Below are 13,026 nucleotides of genomic sequence, written 5' to 3' on the forward strand. Positions count from 1 at the left end.
AGGCTCCATGGCATTGGGTTTCACGCCAGCGGTATACATTTATGGGGCCAATGAGGCCCTGATCAATAAGCGCCTGATCAGCTGGGAGCACATCGATGCCGCCGGTATCGAGTCCGATCAATTGACCTTGACGCTCGACCTGGAAGGGCTCGAAGGGCTGCCGATCCTGGGCGGCAAGGTGGGCTTGCGGGTTGGTTACGTGGAGTCCGGGTGGGTGGACAAGGGCCAGTTCATGGTGTCTCGCCTGACACCGACGCTGTTCCCGCTTCGCTTGACACTGGTGGCCACCGCGGCGCCGTTCAGTGTCGCGGACAAGACCGGGTTCCTGCTGCGTCGATCCGCCAGTCACGGCCCGACCACCCTGGGTGCGCTGTTTCGCGAGATAGCTTCCCGGCACGGCTTTTCGCCACGTGTGGCTCCCCAACTGGCACTGAAAAAAATCGATCACATCGATCAGTCCAACGAAAGCGACATGGCGTTCCTGACACGCCTTGCCCTCAGGCATCACGCAATCGCCAAACCGGTGAATGAACTGTATGTGCTGGCGCTTCCCGGTCAGATCAAGTCGCTGTCGGGCAAGGTGTTGCCCGAGGTGAAATTGTCGGTGACAACGGACAATCGTCCAGGCGATCGCGCCTTCATCTCCGCCACGCTCGATGACACTGCCCGGGCGAAAAACCAGGGCTGCAAGACGAGTTGGTGGGACGCGGCGGCCGGGGTGGTGCGGGTGGTTGAAACCGGTAGCGCGCCGTTCAAGGTCATCGGCCGGCTTTGTCAGAATGAAGAAGAGGCCAGGGACGTCGGAGAGGGTGAGGTGCGCAAATTGTTGCGTGAAAAACTCAAGGTAAAAATCGCCTGTCCTGGCAATCCGGCCCTGTCCGCCGAGGGCGTTTTGCTGCTGGACCCTTCCTGGCCGGATTTCATGCGCGGTTACTGGTCAATCGACAAGGTCACTGCCAGCGGCGACAAATTTCAAAGCTATCGCTGCGTGATCGACGCGACCTGCCTGGACGCCACCCAATAACGCATTGGCGCGGTCTGGCTAATCAAATGGCGAAGGGAACACGACTCATGCCGCTGACGGTTCTGCAATTACAGCAAATACTTCCAGACGCCCGCAGCCAAGCGGGCGTTTTCATTTCCGCCCTCAATGGCGCCATGGATGGCCATTCCATAAACACGCCCAAACGCCGCGCCGCTTTCCTTGCGCAAGTGGGTCACGAATCGGGGCAGTTGCAGTATGTGCGCGAACTCGGCAGTGACCGGTATTTGAGCAAATACGACACCGGCCTGTTAGCCGCTCGTTTGGGTAATACAGCAGCGCTCGACGGCGACGGTCAAAAGTACCGCGGTCGTGGCTTGATTCAGATCACTGGCCGCCACAACTATCAACAGTGCAGTGTCGGTGTATTCGGCGACGAGCGACTGCTCCAATGGCCGGAACTGCTGGAGCTACCGCAATGGGCCGCTGAATCTGCCGCCTGGTTCTGGGCACAAAACGGCCTCAACGAACTGGCTGATCGTGACCAGTTCAACAGCATCACCCGCCGGATCAATGGTGGGCTGAACGGGCTGCAAGACCGTTTGCAACTGTGGGCGCGGGCGAGGGCGGTGTTATGCCAGCCTTCGGTTTGATCCCTTTACCGTGGCGGGTTGCTGGAGTTGTTGTGTTACTGGCCGTGTTGGCCGGTGGCTCGGCGGCGGTGGCCTGGCGATTTCAGGATGGACGTTACGGGCGCCAACTGGCGGAGCTCGACAGGCAGCACGCGGCGACGCTCAACCAGCTAACCCTGGCGGCCGCCGCCCGGCAACAGGCCGAGCAGGACAAGCGCCTGGCGCTGGAGCAACGGCTGTCGGTCAGCGAACACACCCATTATCGAGCGCTTAGCGATGCCCAACGTGATCAAGGTCGCTTGCGCGACCGTCTTGCCACTGCTGATGTGCGGCTGTCAGTCCTCCTCGATGCCAGCGACACTGCCACTGGCTGCGCAGTGCCAACCGCCTCCGGCACCGGCGGCGTGGATCATGGCCCCCTACGCGCCCGACTTGACCCGGCGCATGCTCAACGAATTATCGCCATCACCGACACCGGCGACCGTGCACTGATTGCCTTGCAGGCGTGTCAGGCCTATATCCGGGCGCTGCGGCGCTAACATTTTGATCGATCCTGTAACTTGCAAGCGCGATCCGCTCGTGTACGGTAGTTCCCATTCCGCTCGCTCAGGAGATGACCGTGAAAGAAATCACCCAACTGGCCGCTGAACTTGGCAGGCGCCTTCAGGTTCTCAATGCTCACGTCACGGCGGCCGAGTCCTGTACCGGCGGTGGGATTTCCGAGGCCATCACGCGCATTCCCGGGAGTTCGGCATGGTTCGAGGCGGGTTATGTCACGTACTCCAACCGTCAGAAAACCGAGCAATTGAATGTCCCGGCCGAGTTGTTTGCGACGGTGGGGGCGGTCAGTCGCGAGGTGGTCGAGGCCATGGTGCGAGGTGCGCAGGAAAAAAGCCGGGCGTCTTTTGCCGTGGCGGTCAGCGGTGTAGCAGGGCCGGACGGTGGTTCGCCGAACAAGCCGGTAGGCACGGTCTGGCTGGCGTGGGGGGTGGGTGAGCGGGTCTTCAGCGAGGTGCAGCACTTCCCCGGTAACCGCGACGAGGTCCGCCGACAAACGGTGAAGGCCGCGCTAGAGGGGCTGCTGCGCCATGCCTCTGGAGAAATCTCAAATCAGGGGTAGGCGATACTGAATCGCTGTGGAATAATACTGTCTACTTATACAGGTGTTGGCCGTCAGGCCTTATTGATTACGTGAGGACTTTAATGGACGACAACAAGAAGAAAGCCTTGGCTGCGGCCCTGGGTCAGATCGAACGTCAATTCGGCAAGGGTGCCGTAATGCGTATGGGCGATCAGGACCGTCAGGCGATCCCGGCTATCTCCACGGGCTCTCTGGGGCTGGACATCGCGCTCGGCATTGGCGGTCTGCCAAAAGGCCGTATCGTTGAAATCTACGGTCCTGAATCCTCCGGTAAAACCACACTGACCCTGTCGGTGATCGCCCAGGCTCAGAAAGCCGGCGCGACCTGCGCATTCGTCGACGCCGAACACGCTCTCGACCCTGAGTACGCCGGCAAACTCGGCGTCAACGTCGACGACCTGCTGGTTTCCCAGCCGGACACTGGCGAGCAGGCCCTGGAAATCACCGACATGCTGGTGCGTTCCAACGCGGTTGACGTGATCATCGTCGACTCCGTGGCTGCCCTGGTACCCAAGGCTGAAATCGAAGGCGAAATGGGTGACATGCACGTGGGCCTGCAAGCCCGTCTGATGTCCCAGGCGCTGCGTAAAATCACCGGTAACATCAAGAACGCCAACTGCCTGGTGATCTTCATCAACCAGATCCGTATGAAAATCGGCGTGATGTTCGGCAGCCCGGAAACCACCACCGGTGGTAACGCGCTGAAGTTCTATGCGTCGGTTCGTCTGGACATCCGCCGTACTGGCGCGGTGAAAGAAGGTGATGAAGTCGTCGGTAGTGAAACCCGCGTCAAGGTTGTGAAGAATAAGGTCGCTTCGCCGTTCCGCCAGGCGGAGTTCCAGATTCTTTACGGCAAGGGCATCTACCTCAACGGTGAGATGATCGACCTGGGTGTTCTGCACGGTTTCGTAGAGAAGTCCGGTGCCTGGTATGCCTACGAAGGCACCAAGATCGGTCAGGGCAAGGCCAACTCGGCCAAGTTCCTGGCGGACAACCCGGAAATCGCCGCGAAACTTGAGAAGCAGCTGCGCGACAAACTGCTGACTCCAGCGCCGGACGTCAAAGCATCGCCAGTCAAAGAGACTGAAGATGACCTGGCTGACGCTGATATCTGATTGATCCGATGACCGCCGTACTCGATACACTCGTCGCAGTGCGGCGAACCGCAATGGACCTGCTCGCACGCCGCGAGCATGGTCGAGTCGAGCTGACGCGTAAACTGCGTCAGCGCGGCGCCCTCCCTGAAATGATCGACACTGCACTCGACCGCTTGACGGAAGAAGGCCTGCTGTCCGAATCCCGTTACCTCGAAAGCTTCGTTTCCTACCGTGCCCGTTCCGGCTATGGCCCTTTGCGTATCCGCGAAGAGTTGAGCCAGCGTGGCCTGCAACGCAGCGACATCGAACTCGCGTTACGTGAGAGCGGTATTAACTGGCAGGAACAACTGGAAGACACCTGGCGGCGCAAGTTTTCCGGGCATTTACCGATCGACGCCCGGGAACGTGCCAAACAAGGGCGGTTCCTGAGTTATCGGGGCTATTCCATGGAAATGATCAGCCGCTTGTTCAGCGGCCGAGGGATGGACGATTGACTGAAACGGCTCGCTATTTCGATAGCGGGCCGTTTTTTTTTGCCTCACGTAACCTTTGAGGGTTCCCGCGTGCGTTGTTGTGCCTGAGGTTTGGGCTGCGCCCAGTTTTCCGGCAGGTTGATGTAATCCACCAGTTCCCGCAGGCGTCCATGGTCACGCGCGTTGAAGGTAAAGGCCAGGCGTGCAAGGTGGCTGAACTGCGGCTCGTCGTGCTCCTCACCGCTGTAGACATGCTGATGGAAGTGATCGCTCAGGCACAGGTCGGCGAAGGCGTGCTGCATGTGTTCCAGCGCATCGTCACTGAGCTGGTGATTCATGCGGATCACGAACTGATGCTTGAGCCAGCGGCTGGAGTGGAAGTTGCTGTAGAACTGATTGATCTGTTCCACCGCCTCTTCGGCGCTATAGACCAGACTCACCAGCTTCATGTCGGTGGGCAGGATGTAGCGGTTTTCCTCCAGTTGATGGTGAATGAAGTCCAGGGCTCCTTGCCAGAACTTGCCTCCCGGAGCGTCCAGCAGTACCACCGGCACCAGCGGGCTTTTACCGGTCTGGATCAGCGTCAGCACTTCAAGTGCCTCGTCCAGAGTACCGAAACCGCCGGGGCACAGGACCAGCGCATCGGCTTCCTTGACGAAGAACAGCTTGCGGGTAAAGAAGAAGTGGAACGGCAGCAGGTTGGCGGTGCCGTTCACAGTGGGATTGGCATGTTGCTCGAAGGGCAGGGTGATGTTGAACCCCAGGCTGTGTTCCAGGCCGGCACCTTCGTGGGCGGCCGCCATGATGCCGCCGCCGGCACCGGTGATCACCATCAGGTCCGAGCGCGCCAGTGCCGCGCCGAGTTCTCGGGCCAGACCGTATAACGGGTGTTCTATCGGCGTTCGGGCCGAGCCGAACACAGTAACTTTACGCCGCCCCCGGAATTGTTCGAGCACGCGGAAGGCATGTTCCAGTTCGCGCAGGGCTTGCAGGGTGATTTTGGCATTCCAGCGATTGTGATCTTCCTGGGCCATGCGCAGCACGGTCAGGATCATGTCTCGGTAGATCGGGATGTTCGGACTGTTGGGTGAAACCAGGTTGAGTTGTTCTTCGACCTTGCTGATGAGGTCGTGGCCGCTTTCTTCGAAATGACGGCTCAGGAGGTCATTCGGTTGGTAAGGCATCAACTTCTCCTTCCATACAGGCTCTGTTGTTCCTTTGGATGAAGGAAACATTCGCATCAAACATCGCAAACCAGGCAGCCCCTTTTCTGCCCTGAAAAGTGAACGGGAATACTATGAATCTAGACCCTCGCGGTGATTTGCGCTGGCCTGATCATTGCGCTGCAAAGTCTTTCCTGGCAACCGCTTAATGACGATTTGCAAGGTGATTTCACCGCTCGTCTGAACGCACGCCGAGTGAGCTGTACTCTGATTTACTGAATAACAGGCGTGACATGACAACTTTGCGTCAATGGCAGGGCGCACGATACAAGCGGTTCAAGGATTTTGTCGCTCAAGCAAGGGCGAAGTGCAAGGAGGCGGGATGCTATGGCCAGAGTCATTCTGGAGATCGATACGCAACTGTATCGATTATTGAAGTCATCGGCCGAGACCAATCATTTGAGTCTTGAAGAGGAGTGCTGCCGGCGTCTGGAGGGAGCCGACCGGCGCTCACGCTATTTGCAGGCGCTTCTGGCAGAACTGCGCGCCGAGGATGAACAGCGGCGCGCCAATTCCCATTCCCCTTGAATTACTTTTTCTTCGCCGGTGTCGCTTTCGGGCAATCCGATTCCTGATAGCTGGCGGAGCCGACCGAGCGGTTGGTCTTCACCTCGGTGAAGTCGTAACGCATGACCGCGCCCTTGGCCATCAGTTTGCGGAACGACGGGTTGTTGCACACAGAGGCGCCCAGTTGGAAATACACGGCTTTGGGGTCAGCGCGCATCTTGTTGGCGTGGCTGCTTTGCACGCTCAAGTGGTTGATCAACACATTGCCTTCGGCGGTGTAGCCCTGATCGAGAATGTCTTCGTTGATCGCCCGTGGCGTGCCGACGCTGCTTTGGGCGGCGACGTTGCGCAGCTCTCTGTTGAGATTCTGCTCACTCAAGGACGCAGCCTGAGCGTTGAAGGACGACGCCAGCAGAATGGCAGCGGTGGGAACGATAAGGCGCAACATGAAACTCTCCTGGTTCAGTGACTGGTGCTTCGACCCGTCACATGACTGTGCGTTCAGTGGTGACGAATTATAGGGGAGCCTGTCTGGACGGTACAGGCTTGCGCCGGCCGCTCTGGTAAACTGCCGGCCTTTATGGCCCCCTGAGTGTTATTCGTGCCGAGTTTTCCTGTCTGCCGGTGTTTCCTGCGATGAACCACGCCCCCAACGCCGTAGCCCGCTTGCGTGACCAGCGCGAAGAGGAGGGCATCAAGCCGATTCAGGCCCGTGGCTGGCGGGCACCCCGTTGCCGTGCCTGTCGCGTGATCGAGAGCCATTGCCTGTGCGCGTGGCGTCCGCAGGTCGAGACCCGCTCTGGCGTGTGCCTGATCATGACCAACAAGGAAGTGTTCAAACCGAGCAATACGGGGTGGCTGATCGCTGACGTGGTGCGCGACAACCATGCGTTCATCTGGTCGCGTACGGAAACCGATCCGCAGTTGCTGGCATTGCTCGCCGACCCGCAATGGCAACCGTATCTGGTCTTTCCCGGCGAGTACGTTGCGCCTGAACGAGTGACGAACACGGTCGAAGTCGATAGCGCCAAGCGGCCGCTGTTCATTCTGCTGGACGCGACCTGGACCGAAGCCCGGAAGATATTCCGCAAAAGTCCTTATTTCGATGCGCTGCCGATCCTGAGCCTGTTGCCCGAGAAGCTTTCACGTTATCGGCTGCGCCGGTCGACCCGCAGCGAGCATTTGTGCACGGCCGAAGTGGCGGCGCTGTGCCTCGATCTGGCGGGAGATGGCGCTGCCGCGTCGGCACTGGACGCTTATTTTGATGTGTTCAGCCAGCATTACCTCGATGCCAAACGCCAGCTGGAAATGGACGTCACGACACCGGCACATGCCGAGCTGATGCCTTTCGTGCAGAAAACGGCTGCTGTCTCGGCCTGATTGTCGCCCATACTGCAAAGAACTGTACCGGCCAGACACCTTGACCACCCCGGTTTCGCTGGGCATGCTTGGCGCCGATTAGGGCGCGGCCAAAGTTTGATACGCCGTTTCTTTACGTGAATTGCCACGTGATTGGCGTTGAACGTGCCCTGTTGGTGCAGCTCCGTGGCTGTACCTCGAGTTGTTAGAAAAACAGGATCATTTGAAAAATGGCCACATACGAAATCCTGATTGCCGATGACCACCCTCTTTTTCGTAGCGCCCTGCATCAGGCGTTGACCCTTGGCCTTGGCCCGGACGTCCGTCTGGTGGAAGTGGCTAGCATTGCCGAGCTGGAAACCCGTCTGGACGAAAAGTCCGACTGGGATCTGGTGCTGCTGGACCTGAACATGCCGGGAGCCTACGGTTTTTCCGGGCTGGTGCTGTTGCGCGGTCAGTACCCGCAAATTCCAGTGGTGATGGTGTCGGCCCAGGAAGAGGCCTCGATCATGGTCAAGTCCCGTGAGTTCGGGGCCAGCGGTTTCATTCCCAAATCGAGTGACCTGAGCGTTATCCAGAAAGCCGTACGTGCGGTGCTGGATGGCGATGTGTTCTGGCCGCCCCAGGCGTTTGAAGCAGTCAGCGTTTCCGACGAAGCCAAGGCCGCCAGCGAAGGCCTTGCCAGCCTGACGCCGCAGCAGTTCCGGGTGTTGACCATGGTCTGCGAAGGTTTGTTGAACAAGCAGATTGCCTACGAACTGAGCGTGTCCGAAGCAACAATCAAGGCACACGTCACGGCGATTTTCCGTAAGCTGAATGTGCGCACCCGGACCCAGGCGGCGTTGCTCCTGCAACAACTTGAGTCAATTTCAAGCCACTAAAGGTTGGCCCCTTCACGCTTTTTTGACTTCGGTTGATCTAGCTTTCCCACTCCTTTTTTGGTCAGTTGCCACTTTATGTCCCCTTTCAAAGGCCAGACCGGCCTGAAACGCATCCTCAACGCTTCCGGTTACTCCCTGGACGGCCTGCGCGCAGCCTTCACCGGCGAAGCGGCTTTTCGGCAACTGGTGTTGCTCAATGTCATCCTGATCCCGATTTCGTTCTTTTTGAACGTCAGCCGCGTCGAGCAGGCGCTGTTGATTGCCGTCTGTTTGTTGGCATTGATCGTCGAGTTGCTCAACTCTGCGGTGGAAGCGGCCATTGACCGCATCTCCCTTGAGCTTCACCCGCTGTCCAAGAACGCCAAGGACATGGGCAGCGCCGCCCAGTTCGTAGCGTTGACCATGATCGGGCTGGTGTGGGCGGTGATCCTGCTTTAAGCGATGGTGGGCAGCACGATCTCGTCGCTGCGCTGCACCCCGGCGGTGAAGGCGCGGCACAGGTCGAGGAATTCGCGCATCGCTGACGTCTGATATTTCTGTTTGTGCCAGATGAAGTAGAACTGCCGCGCCAGGTCCAGGTCCGGTGTCTCCACCGGCACCAGGCTGCCGCGGCGGAATGCATCGCGCAGGGCCAGCCGTGAAATGCAGCCAATGCCCAATCCCGACTCTACCGCGCGCTTGATCGCTTCAGTGTGTTCCAGCTCCAGGCGGATATTCAACGCGCTGCGATGGTGACGCATGGCCTGATCAAAGGTCAGCCGCGTACCAGAGCCCTGTTCCCGCAGGATCCACGCCTCATGGCTCAGTTCTTCCATGGTCGCCGTGCCCCGAATGGCCAGCGGGTGCTGGGGCGCGCAGAACACCACCAGCTCATCCTCGACCCAACTCTGTACTTCGATGTCCGGATGGCTGCAGTCGCCTTCGATTAGACCCAGATCAATTTCATAGTGGGCAACTTGCTGCACGATGTTGGCAGTGTTTTGCACGTGCAGCTTCACCTGGCTTTCCGGGTGGAGCTGCATGAAGCTGCCGATCAGCAGCGTGGCGAGGTAATTACCGATGGTCAGCGTCGCGCCGACAGCCAAAGAGCCGAAGCCGGACTTGCCGTTGAGCAGGTCTTCGATTTCCTTGGACTGGTCGAGCAGCGCCACCGCTTGCGGCAACAGCTGTTTGCCGAGGGCGTTGAGGCTCAACCGTTTGCCCGCGCGATCGAACAGCTGACAGCTCGACTGGCGTTCCAGTTCGGTGATGGAGGTGCTCGCCGCCGATTGCGACAGGTTGAGCAAGCCCGCAGCACGGGATACGCTTTCCTGCTGGGCGACGGCGACAAAGACTTGAAGTTGACGGAGAGTAAATCGCATATCTATATAACCGATAACCCTTATCTTAATAATCCATTTAACAGATATTGTCGCTGCCATTAGAATGCTATGCAATTGCGCACATCATAGGCGCAGGCAAAATCTCCAGGAGTCCCACGTACATGAGCAACATGAACCACGAGCGTGTCCTCAGTGTTCACCACTGGAACGACACTCTGTTCAGCTTCAAGTGCACCCGCGATCCGGGCCTGCGCTTCGAGAACGGTCAGTTCGTGATGATCGGCCTGCAACAGCCCAACGGCCGGCCGCTCATGCGCGCTTACTCGATTGCCAGCCCGAACTGGGAAGAGCATCTCGAGTTCTTCAGCATCAAGGTGCCTGATGGCCCGTTGACTTCCCAGTTGCAGCATCTGAAGGAAGGCGACGAGATCATCATCAGCAAGAAGCCTACCGGCACGCTGGTGCTGGATGACTTGAAGCCTGGCAAACATTTGTACCTGCTCAGCACCGGTACCGGCCTGGCGCCGTTCATGAGCGTCATCCAGGACCCGGAAACCTACGAGCGTTTCGAAAAAGTGATCCTGTGCCACGGCGTACGTTACGTCAACGAAGTCGCTTACCGCGAATTCATCACCGAGCACTTGCCGCAGAACGAGTTCTTCGGCGAGGCCCTGCGTGACAAGTTGATCTACTACCCGACCGTGACCCGTGAGCCGTTCGAGAACGAAGGTCGCCTGACCGACCTGATGCGCAGCGGCAAGCTGTTCAGCGACATCGGTCTGCCACCGATCAACCCGCAGGACGACCGAGCCATGCTGTGCGGCAGCCCGAGCATGCTCGACGAGACCAGCGAAGTGTTGAACAGCTTCGGCCTGAAAGTTTCGCCGCGGATGCGCGAGCCGGGTGATTACCTGATCGAGCGTGCGTTCGTCGAGAAGTAAGCACAACGCCTGACGGCTTTGCTTTCCCTGTGGGAGCGAGCCTGCTCGCGATAGCGGTGTATCAGTCAGCATTATTGCCGACTGCCACACCGCTATCGCGAGCAGGCTCGCTCCCACAGTGGTTTCTGGCGTTCAGGTTTTTGCGGGAATGACTTCCCGGACGCGGATGACGCCCGCCTCGGGATAATGCCATCGCACATCCACATCCCAGAACTGCGCCCCATATTCGCGTTCAGGCGCAGGCGTCTGATACGCCGGCCGTGGATCTTGCGCTAGGCACTGTTCAATCAACTCCACCAGCGGCTCTTCAAGACGCTGAGCGTGGCCATGAGCCTGTTGCAGCGCTGAGTCCGTCCACTGCACGGGAATCAGTCGCGGTGCCGCGCTGGCGATGCTGTTGGACGCCGTGTCGATGATGTCGGCGTAAGGCACGTAGGGTTTTATGTCGAGAATCGGCGTGCCGTCGAGCAGGTCGATGCCGGATATCCACAGGCGATTGGCTTCGACCTTGTCCAGCTTCACCACGGATTGGCCGATGCCATTGGGTCGGTGCGTCGCGCGGGTGGCGAACACGCCCATGGACTTGTTGCCGCCGAGGCGAGGAGGGCGGACTTTCAGGCGGGGTTTTTCTTCCAGCGCCTGGTGGAACAGAAACAGCAGCCAGATATGACTCACTTGCTCCAGGCCTTGCACCGCATCGCCCTGATCGAACGGCGCCACCAGTTCCAGCACGCCGCGAGCGGCCGGGGCCAGTTGTGGCTGGCGCGGGATGGCGAACTTCTCCTTGAAGCAGGAGCGAACGAAGCCGATGGGGGAAACGCTGTAGGTCATGGTTTGCGATCGAGGCGGGGATGAGGGCGAACATGATAGCCCATGCGCACCCTGTGGCGAGGGAGCTTGCTCCCGCCGGGGCGCGAAGCGCCCCCAACCACCTTCACCGGTTTTCTCCAGGGGAAACTCGGTGCTGTAGGCGGTTGCTTCGCAACCGAGCGGGAGCACGCTCCCTCGCCACAAAAGCGGGTATCAGAGACTAAACCCACCATCCAGCGGAATGATATTCCCGGTCATATACGCCCCGGCCGTACTCGCCAGACTGATCGCCAACGCCGCCATCTCTTCCTCGCGGCCCCAGCGCTTCATCGGAATCAGCGCCGTATCGTCCGCCAGCGCCTGTTCATCGTTGCCTATGTGCTGCGTCATCTTGCTCGGAAAACGTCCCGGCGCGATCACGTTGACGTTGATGTGCTGGCTCACCAGCTCCCGCGCCAGAATCCGCGACAATTGGTGCAAGGCCGCTTTGCTCGGCCCATAGGCATACGCCTGTTCGCCGAAGGAAGAAATCCCCGCCACCGAGCCGATGTTGATGATCCGCGCCGGATTGGCTTCTGAACCGGCCTTGCGCAACAGCGGCAAGAACTGCTGGATGCAGTTGAACACCGACGTCACGTTGAGCTGCATGACCTTTTCCCAGCCCTTGACCGGGTAGCTTTCCAGGGGCGCGCCCCAGGTGGTGCCAGCGTTGTTCACCAGAATATCCAGATGGTTGATCTGTTCGCCCAGTCGCGTGGCAAGTTGAAGCACACCTTCTTCGGTGGCCAGATTGGCCGCCACGCCGTGGCAGTGACCGAGGGCACTCAGCTCCTCGGCGGTTTGCAGGCAGGCTTCGGCGTCCCGCGAGCAGACGTACACGGTGGCGCCGGCCTCGACATAGGCCTTGGCGATCATTTTGCCGATACCACGGGTGCCGCCGGTCACCAGAGCGGTGCGGCCTTGCAGGGAAAAGTACGGGTGCATGGCGAATCCTGAGAGCTGAGGGTCAATACACCCTAGTCGTCAGCCGCCCGAAGCGGAGCCACTATTTTTGCGAGGAATGAAGCTCTATACAGCCTTGTAGGCGCTGCCGAAGGCTGCGATCTTTTGATCTTGATTTCGAAAATCAAAAGATCGCAGCCTTTGGCAGCGCCTACACAGAAGATCCGCGGGGCGCGCTTACTGCGGGCGAACGCGCAGGGTCAGGCCCTTGAGGAAGTTGCGCAGCAACTGGTCGCCGCACGGGCGATAGTTGGTGTGGCCGAACTTGCGGAACAGCGCGCTCAGTTCAGGCTTGGAGACCGGGAACTCGGCGGCCTTGAGGATCGCGTGCATGTCGTCTTCTTTCAGTTCGAAGGCCACGCGCAGTTTCTTCAGGATGATGTTGTTGGTCACCGGCACTTCGATCGGCTGCGGCGGACGGCTTTCGTCCTTGCCGCGCTTGAAGATCACCAGACCGTCGAGGAAATGCGCCATGACTTCGTCCGGGCAGCGTACGAAACCTTCTTCGTCTTCTTCTTTCTTGTCGAGGTAGGTCAACAGGTCTTCCAGGGACACGTCCATGCCGCCGAGCTTGATGATCTCGATGACTTTCTTGTCGCTGATGTCGAGCATGTAGCGCACGCTGCGCAGTACGTCGTTATGAATCATGGTGTGCA

Annotated in this window: 17 protein-coding genes; 11 read left to right on the forward strand and 6 right to left on the reverse strand. The window is 59.2% G+C overall.

Features of this window, described 5'->3' with window-relative positions:
* Positions 1 to 7: 7 nt before the first annotated feature.
* From ACM1ZW_RS15235 to recX, 6 genes are all read left to right on the forward strand, one after another.
* Positions 8 to 1,024 (forward strand): phage late control D family protein, encoded by a 1,017-nt coding sequence (locus ACM1ZW_RS15235; protein ID WP_414879520.1) that lies wholly within the window; start codon positions 8 to 10, stop codon positions 1,022 to 1,024.
* Between the two features lie 47 nt (positions 1,025 to 1,071).
* Positions 1,072 to 1,635, forward strand: coding sequence for a glycoside hydrolase family 19 protein (locus tag ACM1ZW_RS15240; RefSeq protein WP_017336755.1), 564 nt, complete (start codon positions 1,072 to 1,074; stop codon positions 1,633 to 1,635).
* Positions 1,617 to 2,153, forward strand: a complete 537-nt coding sequence (locus ACM1ZW_RS15245; RefSeq protein WP_416740781.1) for a lysis protein — start codon at positions 1,617 to 1,619, stop codon at positions 2,151 to 2,153. Before ACM1ZW_RS15240 ends, ACM1ZW_RS15245 begins: the two co-directional genes overlap by 19 nt.
* 80 nt (positions 2,154 to 2,233) lie before the next feature.
* Complete coding sequence (locus tag ACM1ZW_RS15250; protein WP_031318442.1) at positions 2,234 to 2,734, forward strand: CinA family protein; 501 nt, start codon at positions 2,234 to 2,236, stop codon at positions 2,732 to 2,734.
* Between the two features lie 83 nt (positions 2,735 to 2,817).
* The gene (gene recA, locus ACM1ZW_RS15255) at positions 2,818 to 3,870 is read left to right on the forward strand and encodes a recombinase RecA (protein ID WP_017336758.1); all 1,053 of its coding nucleotides are present in this window, start codon (positions 2,818 to 2,820) and stop codon (positions 3,868 to 3,870) included.
* An 8-nt stretch (positions 3,871 to 3,878) separates the two neighbouring features.
* On the forward strand, positions 3,879 to 4,346 hold the full coding sequence (gene recX / locus ACM1ZW_RS15260) for a recombination regulator RecX (protein WP_017336759.1): 468 nt from the start codon (positions 3,879 to 3,881) through the stop codon (positions 4,344 to 4,346).
* Between the two features lie 44 nt (positions 4,347 to 4,390).
* Here the strand turns inward: recX and ACM1ZW_RS15265 are convergent, their stop codons facing one another.
* The gene (locus ACM1ZW_RS15265; RefSeq protein WP_416740782.1) at positions 4,391 to 5,509 is read right to left on the reverse strand and encodes a TIGR00730 family Rossman fold protein; all 1,119 of its coding nucleotides are present in this window, start codon (positions 5,507 to 5,509) and stop codon (positions 4,391 to 4,393) included.
* 366 nt (positions 5,510 to 5,875) lie between these two features.
* Between ACM1ZW_RS15265 and ACM1ZW_RS15270 the strand changes: the two genes are divergently transcribed.
* Positions 5,876 to 6,076: a hypothetical protein gene (locus ACM1ZW_RS15270; protein ID WP_017336761.1), complete on the forward strand. Its 201-nt coding sequence runs from the start codon at positions 5,876 to 5,878 to the stop codon at positions 6,074 to 6,076.
* Position 6,077: 1 nt separating this feature from the next.
* Here the strand turns inward: ACM1ZW_RS15270 and ACM1ZW_RS15275 are convergent, their stop codons facing one another.
* Positions 6,078 to 6,503 carry a PA3611 family quorum-sensing-regulated virulence factor gene (locus tag ACM1ZW_RS15275; RefSeq protein WP_017336762.1) on the reverse strand — a complete coding sequence of 142 codons (426 nt, stop codon included), beginning with the start codon at positions 6,501 to 6,503 and terminating at the stop codon, positions 6,078 to 6,080.
* A gap of 188 nt (positions 6,504 to 6,691) precedes the next feature.
* Between ACM1ZW_RS15275 and ACM1ZW_RS15280 the strand changes: the two genes are divergently transcribed.
* From ACM1ZW_RS15280 to ACM1ZW_RS15290, 3 genes are all read left to right on the forward strand, one after another.
* Entirely contained in the window at positions 6,692 to 7,435 is a 744-nt protein-coding gene (locus ACM1ZW_RS15280) for a tRNA-uridine aminocarboxypropyltransferase (protein WP_017336763.1), read from the forward strand.
* Between the two features lie 209 nt (positions 7,436 to 7,644).
* Positions 7,645 to 8,295 carry a response regulator transcription factor ErdR gene (gene erdR, locus ACM1ZW_RS15285; RefSeq protein WP_017336764.1) on the forward strand — a complete coding sequence of 217 codons (651 nt, stop codon included), beginning with the start codon at positions 7,645 to 7,647 and terminating at the stop codon, positions 8,293 to 8,295.
* A 75-nt stretch (positions 8,296 to 8,370) separates the two neighbouring features.
* Positions 8,371 to 8,733 carry a diacylglycerol kinase gene (locus tag ACM1ZW_RS15290; RefSeq protein WP_017336765.1) on the forward strand — a complete coding sequence of 121 codons (363 nt, stop codon included), beginning with the start codon at positions 8,371 to 8,373 and terminating at the stop codon, positions 8,731 to 8,733.
* Here ACM1ZW_RS15290 and ACM1ZW_RS15295 read toward each other — a convergent pair.
* Positions 8,730 to 9,656, reverse strand: coding sequence for a LysR family transcriptional regulator (locus tag ACM1ZW_RS15295; RefSeq protein WP_031318445.1), 927 nt, complete (start codon positions 9,654 to 9,656; stop codon positions 8,730 to 8,732). The genes ACM1ZW_RS15290 and ACM1ZW_RS15295 overlap by 4 nt on opposite strands.
* 122 nt (positions 9,657 to 9,778) lie before the next feature.
* Here ACM1ZW_RS15295 and fpr point away from each other — a divergent pair, with 122 nt between their 5' ends.
* Positions 9,779 to 10,558, forward strand: coding sequence for a ferredoxin-NADP reductase (gene fpr / locus ACM1ZW_RS15300; RefSeq protein ID WP_003443014.1), 780 nt, complete (start codon positions 9,779 to 9,781; stop codon positions 10,556 to 10,558).
* A 132-nt stretch (positions 10,559 to 10,690) separates the two neighbouring features.
* Here the strand turns inward: fpr and tsaA are convergent, their stop codons facing one another.
* From tsaA to ACM1ZW_RS15315, 3 genes are all read right to left on the reverse strand, one after another.
* Positions 10,691 to 11,389, reverse strand: coding sequence for a tRNA (N6-threonylcarbamoyladenosine(37)-N6)-methyltransferase TrmO (gene tsaA / locus ACM1ZW_RS15305; protein ID WP_416740783.1), 699 nt, complete (start codon positions 11,387 to 11,389; stop codon positions 10,691 to 10,693).
* Between the two features lie 192 nt (positions 11,390 to 11,581).
* Complete coding sequence (locus ACM1ZW_RS15310; protein ID WP_017336768.1) at positions 11,582 to 12,352, reverse strand: SDR family oxidoreductase; 771 nt, start codon at positions 12,350 to 12,352, stop codon at positions 11,582 to 11,584.
* 195 nt (positions 12,353 to 12,547) lie between these two features.
* On the reverse strand, positions 12,548 to 13,018 hold the full coding sequence (locus ACM1ZW_RS15315) for a DUF1456 family protein (RefSeq protein ID WP_017336769.1): 471 nt from the start codon (positions 13,016 to 13,018) through the stop codon (positions 12,548 to 12,550).
* Positions 13,019 to 13,026: the final 8 nt, after the last annotated feature.

This window comes from Pseudomonas sp. NFX71, assembly GCF_048079215.1.
GTDB classification, from domain to species: Bacteria; Pseudomonadota; Gammaproteobacteria; order Pseudomonadales; family Pseudomonadaceae; genus Aquipseudomonas; species Aquipseudomonas fluorescens_B.

Bases quoted from the DNA above. Each gene is read 5' to 3' on its own strand.
- ACM1ZW_RS15310 (WP_017336768.1), bottom strand. From the start codon at position 12,352: ATGCACCCGTACTTTTCCCTGCAAGGCCGCACCGCTCTGGTGACCGGC.
- ACM1ZW_RS15295 (WP_031318445.1), bottom strand. From the start codon at position 9,656: ATGCGATTTACTCTCCGTCAACTTCAAGTCTTTGTCGCCGTCGCCCAG.
- ACM1ZW_RS15265 (WP_416740782.1), bottom strand. From the start codon at position 5,509: ATGCCTTACCAACCGAATGACCTCCTGAGCCGTCATTTCGAAGAAAGC.
- recA (WP_017336758.1), top strand. From the start codon at position 2,818: ATGGACGACAACAAGAAGAAAGCCTTGGCTGCGGCCCTGGGTCAGATC.
- ACM1ZW_RS15235 (WP_414879520.1), top strand. From the start codon at position 8: ATGGCATTGGGTTTCACGCCAGCGGTATACATTTATGGGGCCAATGAG.
- fpr (WP_003443014.1), top strand. From the start codon at position 9,779: ATGAGCAACATGAACCACGAGCGTGTCCTCAGTGTTCACCACTGGAAC.
- erdR (WP_017336764.1), top strand. From the start codon at position 7,645: ATGGCCACATACGAAATCCTGATTGCCGATGACCACCCTCTTTTTCGT.
- ACM1ZW_RS15270 (WP_017336761.1), top strand. From the start codon at position 5,876: ATGGCCAGAGTCATTCTGGAGATCGATACGCAACTGTATCGATTATTG.
- tsaA (WP_416740783.1), bottom strand. From the start codon at position 11,389: ATGACCTACAGCGTTTCCCCCATCGGCTTCGTTCGCTCCTGCTTCAAG.
- recX (WP_017336759.1), top strand. From the start codon at position 3,879: ATGACCGCCGTACTCGATACACTCGTCGCAGTGCGGCGAACCGCAATG.
- ACM1ZW_RS15290 (WP_017336765.1), top strand. From the start codon at position 8,371: ATGTCCCCTTTCAAAGGCCAGACCGGCCTGAAACGCATCCTCAACGCT.
- ACM1ZW_RS15280 (WP_017336763.1), top strand. From the start codon at position 6,692: ATGAACCACGCCCCCAACGCCGTAGCCCGCTTGCGTGACCAGCGCGAA.
- ACM1ZW_RS15240 (WP_017336755.1), top strand. From the start codon at position 1,072: ATGCCGCTGACGGTTCTGCAATTACAGCAAATACTTCCAGACGCCCGC.
- ACM1ZW_RS15275 (WP_017336762.1), bottom strand. From the start codon at position 6,503: ATGTTGCGCCTTATCGTTCCCACCGCTGCCATTCTGCTGGCGTCGTCC.
- ACM1ZW_RS15315 (WP_017336769.1), bottom strand. From the start codon at position 13,018: ATGATTCATAACGACGTACTGCGCAGCGTGCGCTACATGCTCGACATC.
- ACM1ZW_RS15245 (WP_416740781.1), top strand. From the start codon at position 1,617: ATGCCAGCCTTCGGTTTGATCCCTTTACCGTGGCGGGTTGCTGGAGTT.